This window comes from Methyloprofundus sp., assembly GCF_965251085.1.
Lineage (GTDB): Bacteria > Pseudomonadota > Gammaproteobacteria > Methylococcales > Methylomonadaceae > Methyloprofundus.
The window spans coordinates 2,552,862-2,572,840 of the sequence record NZ_OZ252594.1 but is presented as its reverse complement, the minus strand read 5'-3'; the positions used below and the strand labels follow the sequence as shown (position 1 = coordinate 2,572,840).

Genomic DNA, 19,979 nt, shown 5'->3' with positions numbered 1-19,979 from the left:
TTTTCTAGGTTCATGTGCTTCATGGTGAAAATAGGTGTTAATAACTTTCTTACACCCCGTCAAAAAACAATTTCTCTTCTAGTGTTTTGCCCTGGCTCAGCTGACGATATTGCCAGTCATTATCACTAATACAGGTGAGGATTTTTAAATCCATTTTGCTATCCTTATCAGTCTTATACTCAATAATAAACTCATTTTTCTGTGGATTAGAAACCTGAATAATACCTGCGATTTGCTGCAGCTTTGCTAGTAGCTCAGTCGCAGGACAAGGCTCCATTTGCAAGGTAAAGAATCGGGTAGGGCTGTTATCTTCAGGTGCATTTAATTGCATACTGCTCATCATACCTTTGTCGAGCAATAAGACCTGCTGACATAAGCGGCCTAGCTCTGCAAGATCATGCGAACTGATAATAAAGCTAGTTGCGGGTGACAGCTCAGCGATAATTGCGCGAATTTTACGCGTATTAACCGGGTCTAATCCGGCAGTGGGTTCATCTAGTAATATTAGTTCGGGTTTACCTATTAAGGCTTGAGCAATGGCTGAGCGTTTTGACATGCCGTGGCTGAGCGCGCTAGGTTTTTCTTTTAAGGCATCTTTAAGGCCTACCGCTTCTAGTACTCGACTAACTTCAAGTCTGGCTTGTTGTGTACTTAAACCTTGTAAGCGTGCGTAAAACTGGAGTTGCTCTCCCACCGAGAAGGTCGGATCTAGCTGTGCATCTTGTGGTAAGGCTGAGACTCTACCACTCAGGGCAGGAGAGCCTGGTTTATGGCCAAATATTGTCACGCTACCTGAAATATTTTGCAGAAAACCACAAAGAATACTGAGCAAGGTACTTTTCCCTGCTCCGTTCGGGCCGACTAGGCCAATGGGTTCTGCTGACTCACAAGAAAAGCTGATTTGATTCAGTGCTGCATTGCCAGAATAACTATAGCTTAGATCTTTGCATTTTATTATCGGAGAATTCATAAGCTTTGCCTGTGCATAATCCAGCGCCCAATGATTAAGAGCGCTATGGTTTGGAGTAAGGGAATATAGGCAAGTTGCAGCGTTTGCCATTCGGCCAGTTGTGATAGAGCAGACATTTGATAACCGGGAATCAGTAATTTCAGATTATTTAGCGCAGGCAGGTAGGCGGAAAAAATGCTAATAATCCAGGCGAATACACTCCAGATTAAAATAGCCCAGACGGTGACTTGCCGGGCAGATTGAACGGTTGCAGACAAGGCAGACATCATCGCAGTAAACGGTAGCAAGACTATGACTAAGCTAAGGAAAATTGCCGTAGCGCTGTCAAAGGCTAAGGGTAATAAGGCAGGATCCCTATATGTGATCAAAGCTAAAGTGCTTAATAAGCTTGCAAGGACCAAGATAGACTGGGTTAGTATGGCACCAGAAAAGCGGCCAAAAAAAAGGCTGTCTCTGCTGACTCGCAAACTTAAAAAACGCAAAGTGCCTCGCTCTCTGTCTGAACTAGTCTGATCTGCCGAGCTCATCACGGTGAGTAATGGAAATAAAATAAGAGAAAAATGCCAGTACACCCCCAGTTCTGGTAACTTCCAGTTGAGTAGTGAGCCAAAACCTATAAACTGAAAAATACTATTACCTTCTAGTGAATTCTGCTGCTGGCCAAGAAAATCCGCTGCATAGCGAATCGGGTAGAGCAAAATAAAATACCAGATTAAAGCAAATGTAATCAGATAGAGCAGGCCTTTACGCGTGGTAAAAAACCTTTTAAGCTCAAACTGGCAGATGAGTGCGAGGTGTCTTAGAAAACCGGGGGTCATATATTATCCTGCTTATTAGCTAGGTTTAGATTGTATCTTAAGAATGTGCATGAAATATAACCTACAACAACTTCGTGCACATTCCTTAGGGTTAAAGTTCTGCTTTACATAGAGTCTGAGTAATAAGGCAGGCGTATCTCGTATGGTGTGATAGTTGCCACGAATATTGCGTATTCCGCAAGCGGTATAACGGGCTATAAAAAAATCAGTTGCTCACGTTTTCTAGCGCAAGCTATTGATTCCACTGTGTTTGAAAAAAATTTTTTCGCTTAACCTATATGGGTGAGGCTAAAAAATTTTTGAAAGTATTATATAAATTCAATATTTTGCACTATAAATTCAGAACTCCTGATCTCGACATAAAGAGATCAAAAGCTAACCGTTTTCACAAGATAATTAGATGATACTAAAGTGCAAGGTTCTCTATTAAAACGCAAGCGTAAATTTACAAATACTCATATTTTTTATGAATCTGTAGTTATGGGCAGCGTATAAAAACGCGCTCCATCAAATTCTTTATTCGTCCGTAACATGCCATGGATGGCGTGCAATAATTTACGCATTACAGAGCACGGACGGCTTGTACTTTTTTTAAGCCGTTATCATCAATTAAGTGATGATAATAGCCTTTAATATTTGGCTCGAAGCGGCTCGAAACCAGTGCAGGCATATACAAGGCCTGGCGAATATATTTATTCCCTACCTTACTGATACGTGGCTTCTTAGACACGCTACTCCCTGAATCAAAGATCCTTGGGTCCAGCCCCGCATGAGCAACCCATTGCCGAGCAGTCATATCCTTAGGTAAGATCATAAGCTCACTTAGTATTTGTACGGCTGAGGCTTGTGCAATCCCTTTGATTCCAGTGATTAATGTATAAGCCTGCTCCAGCTCTTCATTTTGATGAATGATATTAAGAGCACTGTCGCGAAGGGTTTTAATTTGTGCATCTAATATATCAATCAACTTTTCCGTCTGTTCAATGACCAGTGCAGGTGTTTCCACGGTTGATACTAAAGCATGAAGCTGGTTTTTAGTTTGTGTTTTTTGCTTATTTAGAGCTGCAATACGGCGCGCAGTGGCTTTTAAGCTGATACATTCATCGGCTGGACGTTCCCAGGCGTCAAAAGGCATTCTTTCAGCATAAATAGCTAAATTCCCTGCATCAATCGTATCGGTTTTGCTGCGTGTCATTAATACTTTAAAAAAATTGTGTGCAGCCTTAGGGTTAATAACCATCACCTCAATATTATCAGCCCTGCTAAGGGCGACAGCTAAATCAAAATGATAGACCCCTGTTGCCTCAATGCAAACCTTTGTTTCTCCTTTAAGTTTTGTTAAAGACCGAATAATTGATTGATGACCTAAGGGGGTATTATCAAAGGATTTAGCTTTACGTGCCTTGCCATTAACCATGACGACAACAACTAATTCCTTACAACTCACATCAATTCCGATATTATTCATTTTTTTTATCTCATATTTAAGTATTATAATGATCGCTGGTTTCCCAACCCTGACACTTCACCTACCGTCCTTGTGAATGCAGACTCAGAAGCATCGCTTACAGGTCTCAGATACTCCACGGCATGGATGACGAGGGTGGGGAGCCAATCTACGCACAAGCTCAAGGCTTAAGGTTGGGCCGGCTTCCCCAGAAAATCAGTTATTACTATAATTGTTTTGTGTTAAATAATCCTGTGTTTAAGAGATATGTTTAATATACAAGATACTCTGAGTATACGAAGCCCAACATGACATTGCACAGTGATTGTTGGGCTTCGCAAGCTCAGCGCCAACCTACATATCAAGCATTGGCATCAAGTTATTATCCTAGAGTTCAGGTGGTCTGAAATTCGCGCTCAACTGATTTTTCCAGGATAAAGACTTGTGAGTTATACGCAGCCAGATAACCCTATTATGAATGTTTTGTGTGTGTGTAAAAGTTAGCTCAAAATGCGAGTAGCAATTTTAATATCCATAAATTTCAAAACCTGTCTATGTTATTATCAATACATTCCTCAGTAGCATATTGCATACGCTTAGGGTGAACTGTGAAAAAATATTATATCGGCCTTTCGATTACCTATCATGATCCTGCATTGGCAATTGTTGATGAGCAGGGCAAGGTATTATTTGCTGAGGCGACAGAGCGTTATCTACAGAATAAGCGCGCGTTAAATTGTCCGGCCGATCCATTGCTGCTGGTGCAGCAATTGCTCAAACAATATTGTCCTGATCCCGGAGCGTTTGTAATTGCCAGTAACTGGCGAAAAAAACGTCCTGTATACGAAAATATCATAGCTGCACTTGGCTGTTTAAAGGCAGATGGCTTAATGAAAACGGGTATTAAAAAGCTGCGCTCTCCGCTGAGCAATTACCAGTTACATCATATGATTGCCAGCCAGCGCAATAACATAGGCAGTGCCGGGTTAAATCTGGCGCGTATTATGGGTGAATTTTATCCTCAATGTAACGTCTCCTTTGTTGATTATCATCATCATTTAACCCATGCTGCAACTGCCTGTTATAGCAGTCCATATACAGAGTCTGCATGCGCAGTCATTGATTCTTTCGGTGAAAATGGTTCTATGGGCTTTTACCATTTCAAGGATCAGCGCTTACATTGTTTATATGAAACCCGGGGTACCGGCAGTATTGGGTTTTATTATATGAAAGTGACAGAACTTTGTGGCTTTGACTGGCTCAAGGGTGAAGAATGGAAGGTAATGGGACTCGCTCCCTATGGCAAGCTTAATCAGGCGTTGTATGAATTATTAAAAACAACGATTAACGTGCAGGGCTTTGATTGCTTGCATCAGTCTAAAAGCCTGTTTAAAAGCATTGCAGCTCTGGAGAAATCCCGGCGGCATGATCAGGATCCTATCGTTCAGGCGGCTGATTTAGCTTTTACTGGGCAATATTTTTTCGCTGAATTAATGACCCAATTATTGCAATATTTACAGCAGCAGACTGGCAGTAAGAACCTAATTTTAGGGGGTGGTTGTGCCTTAAATTCGGCTTTTAATGGGCAGATAAAAGAGCGAACTGATTTTAACCAGGTATTTATCCCTTCTGCGCCGGCCGATGATGGTACTGCCTTGGGAGCTGCCTGGCTTGCTCTGCATCATGAGCAAGCTGATTTGAAAATTGCAGATACAGTTATTCAATCTGCTTATTTGGGTTCGACTATTAGTGACGCTGCTGTGAAAAACTTAATGCGCTACAACCGAGCCCTGGATATCCAGCATTTACCCGATAATATTTGTGCAGTAACAGCGGATTTACTGGCACAAGGTAAGCTAGTTGGCTGGATACAGGGCAGGGCAGAATTCGGCCCGCGAGCTTTAGGTAATCGTTCTATTCTGGCTGATCCTCGATTTGCTGAGACTAAAGATAATATTAATCAAAAGGTGAAATTTCGCGAAAGCTTTCGGCCTTTTGCGCCTTCGGTACTGCATGAGTATGCAGATGAATTTTTTGAGCAATACCAGGAATCTCCGTATATGGATAAGACCTTACGCATTCGCGATAGACAGCAGGCACACATAGCAGGAGTATGCCATGTTGATGGCACGGGGCGTTTGCAGACGGTCAAGGAGGAATGGAATCCGCGCTTTTATCAATTGATAACAAGTTTTTATCAACAAACTCAAATCCCGATGTTATTGAATACCAGCTTTAATGTGATGGGCAAGCCACTGGTTCATTCACTGGATGATGCACTCGCGGTATTTTTAAGCACAGGCCTGGATGTCTTGGTGGTAAATGACTATTTAATAAGTAAGCCGCGTAATGAATAAGTCAGAACATGCTTTTGACCCTGCTCTGGGCTTGCTATATACCCAGCAATTAGAAAGTGCTAGAAACCTGCCTGATAAGGCAGCTTTAGGCGCGCGGCAGTTATTTTATTTGTTGAATCAATCTGGAAATAATCAGCAAGTCATGCCTGATGCATATGCCTTTGTAAGTGAGTCTCTAAATGAATTGAACCCGGCCTATCAAGTCTTGCAAGACAGTGAACAAGTTGATGGCTGGGTCGCTAGACTCATTCCGCCTGAAATCTCTCCCTTGCCTAAGTCACTGCAGACACCGGACAATTTTTGTAAGCTAACTCATCAACTAGCAGCGATTCAATTAACCTCACCCTGCTGGCTAGAAAATATTTCTCAGATTGCTTGTAGCAAAACAAAAGTGACAGTGACTGTTATGTCGATATACCTACAGCTGGTCGGGGCAGGGCAACAAGGAGCTGATATTACGCAGTTGTACCGTGCGCTGCTTTTGTCTTGTGGTCATGAGCCTCCGGTTTTGCATAGCTATGATTATTGTCAGCAAGCTGAGTGGGTATCGGAAACCTTTGAGTTTGCCTGCATTCAACTTGCTTTAGCGCGATTTCCTCGTGTGTTATTTGCTGAAATACTTGGTTTTACCCTGGCGTATTGCCAGATGCCCACATTACTTGAAAGCTGTTTTCCAGACCAGCCTGAGGCAAATGCATTTTATGCGCTTAGCAAACAGCAAGCTCGCAAACAGTTATTGCCATTGCAAGCATGTATATCAAGTTACCTGGCTTTATTTCCTGGGCAAAAGCAGCCGCTATGGCAAAGAATACAAAATGGATTCTGGTTGTATCATCGTCAAATGCAGAGCTGCAGAGATGGGCTGCAGCAGTTTTTAGCTAGCTCTTTATCTACCCAGCAGGCAGCTATTCAGCTATTGCAGCAAAAAGCATCGGCAGCGATAGGTCATCATCAGAAAATTCAACTGCAAGGAAAGCCCCTAGATACCTGGTTTGCTGAATTGCCTGAAAATAGCCATGCATTTTTGCAGGCGCTAATAGAATCTGATTATGTGAATCAACAAAACCCGGAAGCCAGCTTACTGTTAAAGTTATTTGATTTCAAAGGGCCAATGTTTGGTGTTCTGGATCAAAGTGAATTAGAGATTATTAAAAACTGGATTAGCCTAAGTCTTAATGAGCAAACAGCGTATAAGCTCGAAGAGCCAAAAGGTACATCAACCAGTGAAAGTGAGCCAGCACCAGTTATCAAGCAGGCGCAAAATCACTATGCAAAACTAAGTAATAGAGAACTGTATTATTATCTCGCCAATGCGGATCTATTTCCGGATGTATTAGCGACGGCACAAAAAAAAGTACGCCATTGTTTGCAGGCCTGTGCCTGGTTTAACGGGCCGCCTTTCAAGCACTACAGCCATCAACAGCTAGATCGTTATATTGATGCTATTTATCAACAGGAAATGGGTGCTTATCAGCCTTTGCAGGGAGAACCAAAAATTTCCCGAGAAGCTTATGTCTGGGGACTGGAGCAAATCGCCCCGATGATTTTAATCGACGGCTGCTGGCTACAGAACAGTTTGGCCGTGCAACACGCTCACCCTGAAATCTCTGAGATTTTATTCAAAATTTATTGTGATGAAGTTGGTAATGGTGTTTTAGAACAAAACCACCCTTATATTTTTCAGCAATTACTGCAGAGTTTAGCCATCAAACTGCCGCCTGTGCATAGCAGGTCATTTGTTGAGCATCCTGGGTTTATAAATAGTGCTTTCGATCTGCCGGTGTATATGTTGTCTCTATCCAGTTTTAGCGCAGAATTTTTACCTGAATTGCTGGGTTTAAATATGGCTATTGAATTAAGTGGATTAGGTAAGAGCTACATGAGTTTGGTCGATGACTGGAATTATTGGGGTATCGATCCGAGCATTGCTAATATTCATATCTCTATTGATAACGCCGCCTCGGGACATACTTTTCTGGCAAAAAAAACCATAAAATTGTATATGGATGAGATTTTAAATCAGTCTGCGGATCGTAGCTTGTTAGATCAGCACTGGCGGCGAATTTATAGCGGTTATGCTTCTTTACGATTTGTCGGGGGGCGTTTCAAACTGAGTTTGCCGGTTGGGTATTTATGCAATAAATTCAGTGTAAAAAATAGGCAATAGCAAATATCCTGATAAGATTAAGCATAATAAAAATAAACAAATACTTCGAGCAGTCTTGACCGCGCAAAGTATAACGTTACATGAGGTCGGAAATGTTTGACCATTTGAAATATCTAAGCAGCTTGTTTTTACCGCTTTGTGTGCTGTTGTTTTTATTCACCGGCCCGCACGACGCATTAGTGGCACTGGCCTGGACTATACCGCTGTGGCTGTTGATTGTGCTCGACTGGTTTAGTCCTAAGGTTAATTTAACAAGAAAAAAAAAGCGGGTCGTAGCAGGATTTTATGATGCTATTTTATATACTCTGACATTCCTGCAATTTCTCAATATCGCTTTATTGCTCAACTATGCCAGCCACTTGCAATGGGGTTCTGTTGCAGAAATTAGCAACGCGATCATCAACCTTATCGTTTTAAGAATTCTGGTGGGAACTACTTCGGGCAGTTCAGCACTGATAGTTGCGCATGAATTAATACACCGCCGCCAAAGACATCAGCAGATATTAGGAAGGCTACTGTTATATACAGTTTGTTACGAGCATTTTGTTATTGCCCATCTACAAGGCCACCATTTAAACGTGGCAACTCCGAATGATATTGCGACCGCAAAACTAAACGAGGGTTTTAAAGCCTATTGGCAGCGAGTGACCTTGGGGCACTTTAAATATGCCTGGAATTTTGAACGACAGCGTCTGGGTTTAGAGCATACGCCTATCTATCATTATAAGATGCTAGCTAATTCGGTATTGCGAGGTTTGTTGGTTGAAGTTACTTTGGTACTATTGATTGTTGTTAATTTTGGCTGGGCTGCTGGCTTTATTTTTCTCTACCAGGCGCTTGCAGGCGTGCGTTTACTGGAAACTATTAATTATTACCAGCATTGGGGGCTGGAGCAGGGTAAGGCGGATAAAACCCTGGCCTGGGTTAATCAATCCAGTTTATCCGACTATGCTTTAGTTGGATTGACTAATCATATTGGGCATCATCAGCAATCATACCGCCCATTTCAACAGATTAGCTATTCTGCTCAAGGGCCTACAATGCCCCGAGGGTATTTAGTGACGAACCTCTGGGTAAAATTGCATAACCAGTCCTTTCGGCGCGTGTCAGCGGAGATACTGGATAATTATCTACACCAGATGAGAGTATGAATCTTGCCCATATTCGCCTTTTACTGACCCTGCCGAACCTGCTTTCTGGGGTACGCTTTGTTACTGCGCCTATTATGTTATATCTGGCATGGAATGGTTATGGATTGGCTTTTATGGCAGTGCTGACGGTTGCATTTTTGTCAGATATTCTGGATGGATTAGCAGCACGCCTTACCGGACAGGTTACTCAGTTTGGTGCCAGGCTTGATACCTGGGCTGACTTGGCAACTTATTTAACGATCGGTTTTGGCACATGGTGGTTATGGTCGGACATAGTTCACCGCGAGGATCTTTATCTATATGGGATTATCACCTGTTATCTAATTCCTGCAATTGTAGGAATGATTAAATTCGGTGCGTATGCCAGTTATCATACCTGGGGAGTGAAAATCGCGGCCGTTTCCATCGGGGCATCGCTATATCCCTTGTTTCTCGCTGATATTGCCTGGCCTCTGAGGGTTTCTGTCTATATTTATGCGCTAGCCGCTATAGAAGAGGTTGCTATTACGTTATGTTTAAAGGAATTAAAATCGAATGTGGGGACACTCTGGCATGTATTACAGCAAAAATAAGTGTATGGAATCATGGTGCATTGTTTAACCTGGAAAAATCAGTTGCCCACAATTTCTAGCACAAGCTCTTGATTCCAAGCACTTCAAAAAAATACCTACTTAACCTATGGGTGAAGCTAATATTTTTTTAAAGTATTATAATAAATCAATAACTTGCACTATAAATCCGGTAAATATTCGACCAACACATACTACCTAGAATCAGCGAGTTAGGTGGCTTCTAAACTGACGACACAGCGGATAAAGCCATAAGTCTTTGATGGGTACGCTTTGTTTACCAGCAGGTCCCAACTTGCCGCGCCCTTTGGTTTTACCTACGTAGATCCAGTTGGCGGCTTTGTAACAAGTCCCTGCAAATCGCTCGGTATCAACAAAAGTTTCCAGTAACACCGGACGGATGCCATAACGCTCTTCCCATTGTGTAGGAAGGCGACGAGCTATCATGGATAAAATAGTGGAAGCAAGATTTTTGGATTTCACCCAGGGCATAATCAGAAAACGGGCATTGTTCACGACTAACGGCAGGTTTTTTTGCCGCTGTTCGTGGCTCCAGCCAATAAACTGATCACGTGGTGCCGTTTGCCAGGCGGCCGCACTAAAACCGAGCGCTGCAATAATTTGCTCGTCGAGGATGACGAAGTAGCAAAGCTGTGCGCCGGGTAGCGGCTTGTGCCCCAGGTAGTGGTAGCGATGTATGTACTCATTCCATAGTCGTGAATGATCACGGGTGATGACTGGACAAAGCTGGATGGCCGCAAGTTCATGAACAGGCCGGAGGATCGCTGGTTGCGGGTCCGTCTGTTCAGTAAAGTTGAGTTTCTGTCGCGGGGGTGGTTTGCGCCGTGGTGGCGGCAGAGCGATAAGTCCATCTTCTGCCATGCGCAGCATGGCAACACGGCATGACATATCCTTGAGCCCCCCATCAGGCTTGTACCAATCAAGCATCCTGCAGGTCAGGCGCGAAAGTTCGGCACGCGTGCGCCCAGCATCCTCGGCAATCAATTTCCGCATCTGTTCCAGTTCCTGCTCGCTAAAGTTTCGTCCACAATACCGTGTCATGGTGATTGGGGCTGTTCTGACTCGAGTGGAGTCGCAGTCAGTTCAGGCAAGGGTTTGCTCAACTGCTGTTTACGCGACTCGCTCATCATCCAGGGAATAAACGGGCGGATGTCTGAGGGAGGCTGCCCACCATTATTCGCACAGGCATCTAGATAGTCGTGAAGCCAGTGATGTGGGTTCAATCCCCATAACAGGATTGTCTGAAACAGTGAAAACATCATGGCTGCCAGTCTGGCACTCCATTGACTCCCTGAACCATAATAGTTTTTACGCCCCATACCGGGATTACGCATACGCCGCTCAGCAGTATTGTTGTCCATGGGTACCTGGGGATTGAGTACGAATACCATCAATCCTTTCCAGTGGTTATTCAGGCTGTTTAGGATCTTGCATTGAATGCGCTCTAGGTTTTTGTTCTCTTTCTCCGCTTCCAGTAAATGCGCGTAGCGCTCTTTCATCTTTTGGCTTGCCTGTGCAAGGGCTTGATGGTGTTGCTTGAAGTCTTGATTCTGGGTTTCCAGGCTTTTTGTTTCGTCCCACTCTTTCAGGCGTTGCTTGTTAAGATGATAGAGTTCGGCAATGAGTTCGACCCAATCAAGCATCCATGCTTCAAGTTTCGGATAGCTTCTGGCGGCATCCAGAAAGTCACGGCGGACATGTGCCCAGCAGAAAGCCAGTATGATCTGTGGAATTTCCCGTGCCAGCCGAATGTAACCTTTATAACGATCACAGACCACAATGACCTGTTCCAGGTGTTTATCCAGTCCGGAAAAATACTTGATGGGTATATCACCACTACGGCTAGGTGCCAGTATGTAATAGACTACCGAACGGGACTGAGTGACCCACAACCACCAGCGGTAGCCCGTTTTTCCCTCTATGATTTCAAACACTTTCCAGCCGGTTTCATCATTATGGAATAGATCTTCGGTGAGTTGTTTTTTAACCAGTTCATTGACGAGCGGTTCGAATAGCGGAGCTATCTTCTGTAATCCACCCGTGAGTGTGCCAGGGGCAATGCATAGACCTCGATGTGTGTAATCTGTACACAAATTATTGAGTGCTCGTGAGAACAGAAACTTGTTAAGCAGAACTTCTCTCCATACCGAGATGCCAATACCACTTTTGGGGATAAGACGTGGTGCAGGAGGAGCCGTAATCAATCCGGTGACTCCCTCGCATTGACAGCCCTGAACATACACCTTTCGTTTGACACGACGAATATAGCTGTTAACCTTTATTTCAACAATATTTGAATCCTCTGTCTGTGACAGAAGCTTGTAGGGTTTTGTACAAACTAGGCACAACGTGTTTTCAGCAGCAATGTCATGCTCTTCTTCAATAATCGGCAAATCAGGACGGGGAGTGCGCCCGTGTCCCTTGCTACCTTTTTGCTGGCCACGAGGCCGAGGTGTATCAGTATGATTATGTCTTCCAGAACTATTTCTCTTGGCAACGCCTTTTTCAGTTTTTTTGCCAAATAGGCGTTGTTTCAGGTCTCGAATGCGTGCCTGTGCAGATTCAAGCTCTAGCTTAAGATCTTCATTTTTCTGTTTGACCTGGTGATACTGTCCTTTCCAATAGTTTGCATCCCATTTAAGCTGTATATACTCTGCTTGTGTCAGTTCAATGACAATTTGAGCAAAGGGAGACTTTGTGATTTCTCCTGTCTCTATGCGTTGCGGACACGCTGCTGAATGTTGGGAGGCACTTTCCATGAACACCTTTATACAGGGTTTTGGATGATGTGTTCCGTACTCTTTTTATTTATTGCTGTATAGATGGGTTAGTCGAATATTTACGAAGATTCTATTTATGAAACTGAATAGGAAATTACAAGGTTATTATAATTACTGCGGTGTTCGAGGAAACTATCAAAGCTTAAACAGTTTTGTTTACCGAGTCTGGCAACTTCTTTACAAATGGCTTAATAGGCGCAGTCAGCGTAGGAGTTATAATGTAAAAGGATTTAAAGGACTGGTAAAAGACTTTGGAATTGCGAAACCAAGGATATGTCATGATTTCTAAGAATAGACGTGTAGCGAAGTGCGAAGCGAGCAGTTCAGAAGAGCCCAGTGCGGTAATTCCGCACGCTGGGATCTGTTTGAGGGGCAGTTGGGTAACTGTCTATTATACCTTGATAAGTCTACCCAGTCAAACTGCGTGGGCACAAGCTTTATCGGGAATCTGTACTAAACCCATGAGATTCCTGCTAAAAGCTTGCAGGAATGACGGAGAATGGCTGAGAGTCATGGGTAATCAGGAATTAATATAAGCTATTCTGTAACTTAATTTGCGCTAACGCATGAGAAAAAATTAATGACCACTTATGTAAATTTTGCCCTGTTTGTTTATACTGAAAAAACCGAAGTTTTACTTGAGCAGTTGCAAAGCAATGCTTTTGGTACCCAGTTTAATACAATTTCTTATGATCGCTTATTGCTCAATCCCCAAGCGTCTTTAGAGGGGGTTGCGCATGTTATTATGGCCGGAGACATGGTCGAAACTAAGGCGATTTTTAGATTTGCATTAGAGTATGGTTTTAGCATTGCTCTGATCCCGGAGAAAAGCGAAAAGAAGTTAATCAAGTCATTTAATCTGCCAGCTGAAGCAGATAAAGCTATTGAACTTGCCTGCCGGGAGAATACTCAGGCGGTCGATCTAGTACTCTGCAATGACCATATTTTACTGTATAAGGCAACGCTCGGATGGCTACCATTACTTGATGCCAGCGCGGATAAAAGTAAAGTTCGGTTTCTAATTGATTCGTTTAAAAAAAGTTTCAAACTTAAGCTTTTAAAATTTTGCTTTACTACTGCCAAAGGGCAAAAAATTACCACAGCTGCCAGTGGCTGTATTCTAATTCAGCAGCATCAGGGAAGCTTGGTGTCAAAGTTTAGTGGAAATGATAGCACCATTAACGATGGAGCTATTTCAATGATGATTTTTTCTCCCATTTCTATCGTTGTCTATAGCAAAATCTTATTGCGTATGCTGACTTCGTCCAGTCAAAAAAATCGGTTACCTCCAGGCATAGGTTATATTAAAAGTAGTCAAATCGATATCGCAACTGAGCCTCAATTGAATGTTACTATCGATGATATCAGTGTGACCCAGACCCCATTGCATTGTGAGGTATTGCCGAAGGCCATTCGGTTGAATGTGGGGGACAAACAGAGTAAAGATTGTCAAAAGGCTAAAGATTCCAAGGAAAGTGTAAAAATCGCGAATCTTCCTAGTGACAAAGAGCTCGATCAAATTAGTCTCAAGCATATCCCGATATTTGCTTACGCTGCTGAAGAACGGTTCCGCGAGTTATTTATTTCTTTGCGCGATGACGCAAAGATGAGTTCAATTTATGTCACCTTGATGATATTAAGCACTTTGCTGGCAACCATTGGGCTTTTTCAGGACAGTACAGCTGTGGTTATCGGAGCCATGTTACTAGCACCTTTAATGGCTCCGATTGTTTCGCTGGCAATGGGTTTATTGCGTGGCAATATTGAGCTGTTAAAAAATGCGGCTAATAAAATTGCTCTAGGGATTATGCTTGCTCTATTGGCATCCGCATTAATTACGCAGTTATTTCCCTATAAAATGATAACCGATGAGATGACTGCGCGGCTGAGTCCTTCTTTACTGGACCTAGCTGTGGCTATTGTTTCGGGTGTCGCAGGTGCTTATTCCAAGTCATATAAGGAAATCATACAAAGCCTGGCTGGTGTCGCTATCGCTGTTGCATTGGTACCGCCACTTGCTGTTGCCGGTATAGGAATTGGTCGACTGGATATAAATTTCTTCTTACAGGCGTTTCTATTATTTTCAACCAACTTGATTGGTATTACCCTCGCGGCTACTTTGACCTTTAGATTCCTAGGCTACTCTCCCGTAGTTTATGCCAAGCGGGGACTCAGTATCGTATTTGTTTTGTTTATGGTTATAGCTGTGCCTTTATATACTTCTTACGACCAAATTGTGGAAAAGATTTCTTTCGAGTCGACCTTTCAGAAAAAGCGTTTTTTTGTAAATGGAAAATATATTATCGTTCAGAAAGTAAAACTGAATCGGGGCAATGAGCCCAAAATTGTCACAGCGGAAATTTTGATGCGCAGCACAATCACACGGAAAGATATGCTGGAATTAAAAAAGAAAATACAACTACATTTTCCTGGTAAACCGATTATAAGAATCAAGGTCACGTATAATTTATAACAAGCGCTGCATCAGCCTTTTTTCAAGGATTACATCATCAAGCCAGAATCTTAAAATCAGATATGAAATTAACTCATTTATTCTTATTGTTAGCCTTGCTGGCGATATTCTCGTGGTTTATGAAACATGAAAGTTTGCCGAAAATTACGCCTAGTGGTAGCAAGATCAAAGTAGGTATTATTGCACCTTTTAGCGGTGTCAACAAAGGAAAGGGTCAAGCGGGTCTGCAAGGTATAGAAATCAGTAAGGCATTACGACCTTATCTGAAAAATGGGGATGCACTGGAATTAATTGTGATTGATGATCGGGAAGACCCCGAGCAATCAATTAAGGCCTTACGTGAATTGGCGGAAGAGCATAAAGTGACAGCGATTATGATCTTTTCGGATAGTGACTCTGTGTTAGCGGTTGCTAAAAAGGCAGATCACTATAAAATTCCAGTGGTTGCACTTCTCGCCTCTCATCCTGATATTACTAAAGAGAGTTCTTTTGTTATGCAGCTAAATTTTGATGATACATTTCAGGCCTCAGTTGCTGCGCTTTATGTGCGCGATGAGTTATTTCTCGATCGAGTGGCTATCGTGGTTCAATCAGAGAATGCACATTATTTATATTTAGCCAATGAATTTTCCCGGCAGTTTAAGGAAGTAGACGGCGAGATTACTGATACGGTCACTATAACTACAGTTGAGCAAGACTATGTGAAAATGCTGCAGACAATAAAAAGCAGGGATCCGGAGCTATTGTATTTACCTGCCGATATAAATTATTTATTCGAAATCAAAACGGCACTAGCTGAGTTAGACTGGGACCCTGTGATTATGGTAAGTGATGGTATTATGGCGAATGTTAAAGCGCAAACAAAATACCCCTTGAGTTTTCTTGATGGAATGTTGGCCGTGGATACCTTTTCTTATGATATGCGCTTTACTGATTTTGGTCATCAATTGGTAGAGCAGATAGAAGCGATGGGACTTCCTATGCTAAGTCTCGGTACGCATAGTGCGCTGGGAATGGAAGGCTATGCGTTATTAGTCTATGCAATGAATCAATGCCTGCAATCTAAACAATTAAGCATCTGCATTAATAATTCAATACACAGTATAGAAAAGTTTGAAGGCATCAAGGGGATTATTTCTTTCGATGCAACAGGCCAGTCTCACCGCTCTCTGGTTATCAATACGATTAAAGATAATGGGACGATGGATTTTATCGTGCAGGTTTATTAATATCAGACAGGTTTCGAGCCGTTATAACAGTGGCAGTAACAACTCTTATTACTTAATTCAAAAGAACAACACTTATGCAAAAAAAACTATTATTTATTCTTATATTACTGCAAGGTTGCAGTGCAACACCAAACGGAAACACTGCGGCTGAGAAACTAATAGAGCCGCCTAATATAAGGTCAGCAGGCGCAATGTCAGATAAAGATATTGAAGAAGGAAAAAGCATGTATAATCCACTTTCCGAAGACCAATGGCAGTTAGTCAGTTATTTTACCGAGCAGGGTATGCAGGCTACACTACTAGACAACCCGGTAAGTATCGAATTTTCATGGCAGAAAATATCCGGCAGTACCGGTTGTAACCGATACTTTGCCAGCTATCAGTTAATGGGTGAAGACGGGGTGAAAATTTCTCATTCTGGTTTAACTATGATGGCCTGCCCAGAAAAGGTAGCAGCACAGGAACATCAATATTTAAAAAATCTGGCAGATATTAATTTCTATCAGTTTGAAGACGATAAATTACAATTATTAGATGTACAGCGACAAGTGCGCCTGATATATCAAAATTTACCTCCCTTAAGCCTAGAGCATACCGTGTGGCAGATGACCGGTATAAACAATGGTGCAGGCGGTGTGGTCAGTAGTATGCAAACTGGACAAGCAAGTTTGCAATTTATTGATGGCGAGTTACACGGAAATAGTGGCTGTAATGCATTAACTGCCAGCTATCAAATTAATGCTGGTGAATTAACGATTGGCCCTGTTAGCAGTACGCGTAAATTTTGCCCGGAAAATGACTTAATGGTTCAGGAAAAGCAATTATTACAGGCGCTAACACAGGTGACACATTATCAAATTCGTGCGCAGAAATTGCGCTTAGTCAATGCAAATGGCTCATTGATGTTGAGTTTAAAGCAGCCATGATTTTTCTGAGTTAAGCGTATAGCGAGTGAATACTTTGCTAATAGCCTTGTAAAATAAGACACCTGAATTTTTCAAGTATCAGATAACTTGATCTCTCTGAAAATAGTATGATACTTATTACGGTTCGTAGGATGCTGCTGAGGAACGAAGCGCATCATTCGCGATAGATGCGCTTCGTTCCTCAGCAGCATCCTACCTATTTTAGTCTCACCTTATTATCTTTGATGAATTGCTATGCTTTTGATTTTATTAGGCTGTGGTCAGGTATTCTGAGTATGATGTTTAACAACTCTGCAAAATGTTTTTTACTCGCTATTTTTCTGTTATTGACTGCATCGTGTGCTTCGAATAGTAAACAGGAGAATATATTAGTTAAGGGAGGTAGTTTTCAGGGCGATCCTGCTATTGCTAATCACCTGGCTAACCATACGGGTGTGCTGAAAATACTCAGCCTAAATGTTGCTCATGGAAGAAAACAGGCGACTAACCAGATTTTCTTAAGTAAACAACAGATTCAGCAGAACCTAAAGGATATTGCTAGTGCGATCGTCAATCAAAATGCGGATGTTGTTGCCTTACAGGAAGCGGATGGTCCTTCCCGCTGGAGTGGCGACTTTGATCATGTTGAATTTATAGCAAACCAGACAAGCTATCCCTGGTATTTTCGGGCAGTGAATGCACAAAGCTGGTTATTCAACTATGGCACAGCGGTAATATCCCGTTGGCCTGTTGCCGAAACGCTGGCTTACAATTTTAAACCCTCTCCGCCTACACTGAATAAAGGTTTTTTACTTACCCGAATAAAGTGGCAACCGAACCCAGTTGCCGATAAAGAAATTGATATTGATATTGTTTCTGTGCATCTTGATTTTTCTCGACAAACGGTGCGCGAAAAGCAAATAGCAGAAATGCGCGAACTCTTGTCTACAAGGAACAACCCAGTAATTATATTAGGTGATTTTAATAGTGAATGGTTTGCGGACAAGTCGGTTATTAAACGACTGGCTGAAAGGGGAGGCTTGCAAGTCTATAAACCGCAGGCAGATAATTTATCAACTTATAGCGATAGTGATAGTCGCTTAGACTGGATATTAATTTCCAGTGAACTGGCATTTGTTAGTTATAAAGTGCTGCCAGATAAACTCTCCGACCATCTGATGGTGGTTGCTGAAATACAATTAAATAATAATAAGTAACTATAAGAGAATGTTTTGCTTAACGACAGAGTAATATCAGCGATAACTGCTATGCTTTGATTATGACTAACCATCCAGAAAAAATCATCGTGGCTCTGCTTGCAGCTCTATTGCTTGGTTCATGCGCGGATTTAAGCCATAAACCTGCCATCGTTCCGCAGGCAGTAAAAAGTGATGATTTTGTCACCATGAATTACCAGCAACGCAGCTGGGTGCCTGCGGATGAGATGCTGTTTGATCCCATCGCTGTGGGTAGTATGGCAGAAATCCCAGTCAACCATGTACGCAGTAAAATTATTGGCCCGTCTTATCAGGATGCAGTCAATTCTCTGGCGGCAAAAATCTGGATGATAGAAAATGCACAATACACCGTAGATCTGGTTTATTATATTTTTAAGCGCGATACGGTGGGTTATGCAATTCTAGGAGCTTTGTGTAATGCGGTTAAACGCGGTGTTGATGTGCGACTCATGGTTGATTCTGTTGGCTCAATACATACGAGCCATAAAGAACTAAAAGCACTGGAAACCTGTGCCGATAAAGCCGGTTATATAAAAGATGAGGCGGGTATAGTGACCCCTAACAAAGCCCGTATTCAAGTCGTGATCATTAACGCTTTGTCCAAGGCATTTGTACGTATCAATCGCCGCTCACATGATAAGCTGATTGTGATAGATGGTCATGTCGCTGATAAAGCGATTATCATGACAGGTGGGCGCAATATATCGGTAGCCTATTATGGTATTAATGAAGATGGCTCACCTGATCCAACAGCCTATCAGGATCTTGAGATTGTTCTCAGACCGGATATGGAAACTGAGAATAAAGAACTGAGCGTGGGTACTTTAACCACCCATTACTACACTTTATTATTTCTTCATGCGGGTAACAGAAGACTACGCCCTAGCACCTGGTTCCAATGGGGTTATCAACAGGAGAAAGACAAGGCACAGGAAAAGCTGAATTTTGTTAAAAATATACCTGCAATACAAACAAGCCTAGCGAAAATGCCCAGTTTCTTGAATACCGGATACAGTAATTCAATGGTCAAGCTGGTACATCAGCTTGATAATTTAACCAATGAAAATGTCGTTACTGATGCACTAGAAAATCTGCAACAAAACCTTAATTCAATTCATAATATTAGTACCGCGCTGATTACCCATATGGTAGGGCCAGTAAAAACACTACGTATTTCTTCACCTTACTACTTTCTGGCTAGATATGATGATGCAGAAGGTGATGTCGTCTTTGATACGGTAAAAAATACTTATCGATGGCTGGAGGAAAATCCGCAAAGTAGCGTGGAAATTATTACCAACTCTGTATTGACCAGTGATAACTTTAGCGCTCAGGCGGTTATTGATATGGACACCGCGCCGCAATTACTTTTATCGCCCGAATTATTAGAACAATGGCTGTCTGGATTGGAAGAAGGTGAGTTTAACCCTGAGCTAGTTGAAAGCGAAGCATGGAAAAAGAGTGTTAATAACCCGCGATTAAAAATTTACCAGACCGGTAAACTTGATTCTGTGTTACTTGGTGGGGATCAGCATTATGGAAAATTACATGCAAAGTCTGTTGTTTTTGGTGATGTGGGATATGTCGGTACTTCAAACTTTGATTATCGCTCCAGACTATTCAACAATGAATTTGGTTATTTTTTCAAGGGTGATGAGCTTGCTGCAGATTTAAAACAAGTTTTTGCCGACCTGAAAGCCAAGTCTTATCGCTGGGGAAGTCCTGAGTGGCTGGAAATGCGTAAGCAGCTTATGGCTCTGGATACTAGCAAAGCAAGCGCAACACGCAAACAACGAGGGCTATTCAAAACTTTGAGGTGACAGGCTTGAAAAAACTTTTTTAGCGTGAAGCTTG

General features: G+C 42.3%; 14 protein-coding genes. 9 read left to right on the top strand and 5 right to left on the bottom strand.

The window, feature by feature from the left end; all coding sequences use genetic code 11:
• Nucleotides 1-49: 49 nt before the first annotated feature.
• The 3 genes from ACQY3F_RS11875 to ACQY3F_RS11865 all read right to left on the bottom strand — a co-directional run bounded on the left by ACQY3F_RS11875 (nucleotide 50) and on the right by ACQY3F_RS11865 (nucleotide 3,256).
• Nucleotides 50-970, bottom strand: coding sequence for an ABC transporter ATP-binding protein (locus tag ACQY3F_RS11875; RefSeq protein WP_428355067.1), 921 nt, complete (start codon nucleotides 968-970; stop codon nucleotides 50-52).
• Nucleotides 967-1,788, bottom strand: coding sequence for an ABC transporter permease subunit (locus tag ACQY3F_RS11870; RefSeq protein ID WP_428355065.1), 822 nt, complete (start codon nucleotides 1,786-1,788; stop codon nucleotides 967-969). The genes ACQY3F_RS11875 and ACQY3F_RS11870 overlap by 4 nt, the downstream gene beginning before the upstream one ends.
• Nucleotides 1,789-2,350: 562 nt before the next feature.
• Entirely contained in the window at nucleotides 2,351-3,256 is a 906-nt protein-coding gene (locus tag ACQY3F_RS11865) for an IS110 family transposase (protein WP_428355063.1), read from the bottom strand.
• A 587-nt stretch (nucleotides 3,257-3,843) separates the two neighbouring features.
• Here ACQY3F_RS11865 and ACQY3F_RS11860 point away from each other — a divergent pair.
• The 4 genes from ACQY3F_RS11860 (at nucleotide 3,844) to ACQY3F_RS11845 (ending at nucleotide 9,482) form a co-directional block, all read left to right on the top strand.
• Complete coding sequence (locus ACQY3F_RS11860; RefSeq protein ID WP_428355062.1) at nucleotides 3,844-5,592, top strand: carbamoyltransferase family protein; 1,749 nt, start codon at nucleotides 3,844-3,846, stop codon at nucleotides 5,590-5,592.
• Entirely contained in the window at nucleotides 5,585-7,759 is a 2,175-nt protein-coding gene (locus tag ACQY3F_RS11855) for an iron-containing redox enzyme family protein (protein WP_428355060.1), read from the top strand. The genes ACQY3F_RS11860 and ACQY3F_RS11855 overlap by 8 nt, the downstream gene beginning before the upstream one ends.
• A gap of 80 nt (nucleotides 7,760-7,839) precedes the next feature.
• Nucleotides 7,840-8,910, top strand: a complete 1,071-nt coding sequence (locus ACQY3F_RS11850) for a fatty acid desaturase (RefSeq protein WP_428355058.1) — start codon at nucleotides 7,840-7,842, stop codon at nucleotides 8,908-8,910.
• Nucleotides 8,907-9,482, top strand: a complete 576-nt coding sequence (locus ACQY3F_RS11845; protein ID WP_428355057.1) for a CDP-alcohol phosphatidyltransferase family protein — start codon at nucleotides 8,907-8,909, stop codon at nucleotides 9,480-9,482. Before ACQY3F_RS11850 ends, ACQY3F_RS11845 begins: the two co-directional genes overlap by 4 nt.
• Nucleotides 9,483-9,683: 201 nt before the next feature.
• Here the strand turns inward: ACQY3F_RS11845 and ACQY3F_RS11840 are convergent, their stop codons facing one another.
• Together ACQY3F_RS11840 and tnpC are read right to left on the bottom strand one after the other, a co-directional pair.
• The gene (locus ACQY3F_RS11840; protein ID WP_428355056.1) at nucleotides 9,684-10,541 is read right to left on the bottom strand and encodes a Druantia anti-phage system protein DruA; all 858 of its coding nucleotides are present in this window, start codon (nucleotides 10,539-10,541) and stop codon (nucleotides 9,684-9,686) included.
• Nucleotides 10,538-12,259, bottom strand: coding sequence for an IS66 family transposase (gene tnpC / locus ACQY3F_RS11835; RefSeq protein ID WP_428355055.1), 1,722 nt, complete (start codon nucleotides 12,257-12,259; stop codon nucleotides 10,538-10,540). Before tnpC ends, ACQY3F_RS11840 begins: the two co-directional genes overlap by 4 nt.
• Nucleotides 12,260-12,860: 601 nt before the next feature.
• Between tnpC and ACQY3F_RS11830 the strand changes: the two genes are divergently transcribed.
• The 5 genes from ACQY3F_RS11830 (at nucleotide 12,861) to ACQY3F_RS11810 (ending at nucleotide 19,945) form a co-directional block, all read left to right on the top strand.
• Nucleotides 12,861-14,753 carry a TIGR00341 family protein gene (locus tag ACQY3F_RS11830; RefSeq protein ID WP_428355054.1) on the top strand — a complete coding sequence of 631 codons (1,893 nt, stop codon included), beginning with the start codon at nucleotides 12,861-12,863 and terminating at the stop codon, nucleotides 14,751-14,753.
• Nucleotides 14,754-14,815: 62 nt separating this feature from the next.
• Entirely contained in the window at nucleotides 14,816-15,982 is a 1,167-nt protein-coding gene (locus tag ACQY3F_RS11825; protein ID WP_428355052.1) for an ABC transporter substrate-binding protein, read from the top strand.
• A gap of 74 nt (nucleotides 15,983-16,056) precedes the next feature.
• Nucleotides 16,057-16,908, top strand: a complete 852-nt coding sequence (locus ACQY3F_RS11820) for an META domain-containing protein (RefSeq protein ID WP_428355051.1) — start codon at nucleotides 16,057-16,059, stop codon at nucleotides 16,906-16,908.
• Nucleotides 16,909-17,183: 275 nt separating this feature from the next.
• A complete protein-coding gene (locus tag ACQY3F_RS11815) occupies nucleotides 17,184-18,104 on the top strand; it encodes an endonuclease/exonuclease/phosphatase family protein (RefSeq protein ID WP_428355050.1) in 921 nt (306 codons plus the stop codon).
• Between the two features lie 62 nt (nucleotides 18,105-18,166).
• Nucleotides 18,167-19,945, top strand: coding sequence for a phospholipase D-like domain-containing protein (locus ACQY3F_RS11810; protein WP_428355049.1), 1,779 nt, complete (start codon nucleotides 18,167-18,169; stop codon nucleotides 19,943-19,945).
• Nucleotides 19,946-19,979 lie beyond the last annotated feature (34 nt).

Excerpts from the sequence above, each read along its gene's own strand:
- ACQY3F_RS11875 (WP_428355067.1), bottom strand. The coding sequence starts at position 970 with ATGAATTCTCCGATAATAAAATGCAAAGATCTAAGCTATAGTTATTCT.
- ACQY3F_RS11870 (WP_428355065.1), bottom strand. The coding sequence starts at position 1,788 with ATGACCCCCGGTTTTCTAAGACACCTCGCACTCATCTGCCAGTTTGAG.
- ACQY3F_RS11865 (WP_428355063.1), bottom strand. The coding sequence starts at position 3,256 with ATGAATAATATCGGAATTGATGTGAGTTGTAAGGAATTAGTTGTTGTC.
- ACQY3F_RS11855 (WP_428355060.1), top strand. The coding sequence starts at position 5,585 with ATGAATAAGTCAGAACATGCTTTTGACCCTGCTCTGGGCTTGCTATAT.
- ACQY3F_RS11850 (WP_428355058.1), top strand. The coding sequence starts at position 7,840 with ATGAGGTCGGAAATGTTTGACCATTTGAAATATCTAAGCAGCTTGTTT.
- ACQY3F_RS11845 (WP_428355057.1), top strand. The coding sequence starts at position 8,907 with ATGAATCTTGCCCATATTCGCCTTTTACTGACCCTGCCGAACCTGCTT.
- ACQY3F_RS11840 (WP_428355056.1), bottom strand. The coding sequence starts at position 10,541 with ATGACACGGTATTGTGGACGAAACTTTAGCGAGCAGGAACTGGAACAG.
- tnpC (WP_428355055.1), bottom strand. The coding sequence starts at position 12,259 with ATGGAAAGTGCCTCCCAACATTCAGCAGCGTGTCCGCAACGCATAGAG.
- ACQY3F_RS11830 (WP_428355054.1), top strand. The coding sequence starts at position 12,861 with ATGACCACTTATGTAAATTTTGCCCTGTTTGTTTATACTGAAAAAACC.
- ACQY3F_RS11825 (WP_428355052.1), top strand. The coding sequence starts at position 14,816 with ATGAAATTAACTCATTTATTCTTATTGTTAGCCTTGCTGGCGATATTC.
- ACQY3F_RS11820 (WP_428355051.1), top strand. The coding sequence starts at position 16,057 with ATGCAAAAAAAACTATTATTTATTCTTATATTACTGCAAGGTTGCAGT.
- ACQY3F_RS11815 (WP_428355050.1), top strand. The coding sequence starts at position 17,184 with ATGATGTTTAACAACTCTGCAAAATGTTTTTTACTCGCTATTTTTCTG.
- ACQY3F_RS11810 (WP_428355049.1), top strand. The coding sequence starts at position 18,167 with ATGACTAACCATCCAGAAAAAATCATCGTGGCTCTGCTTGCAGCTCTA.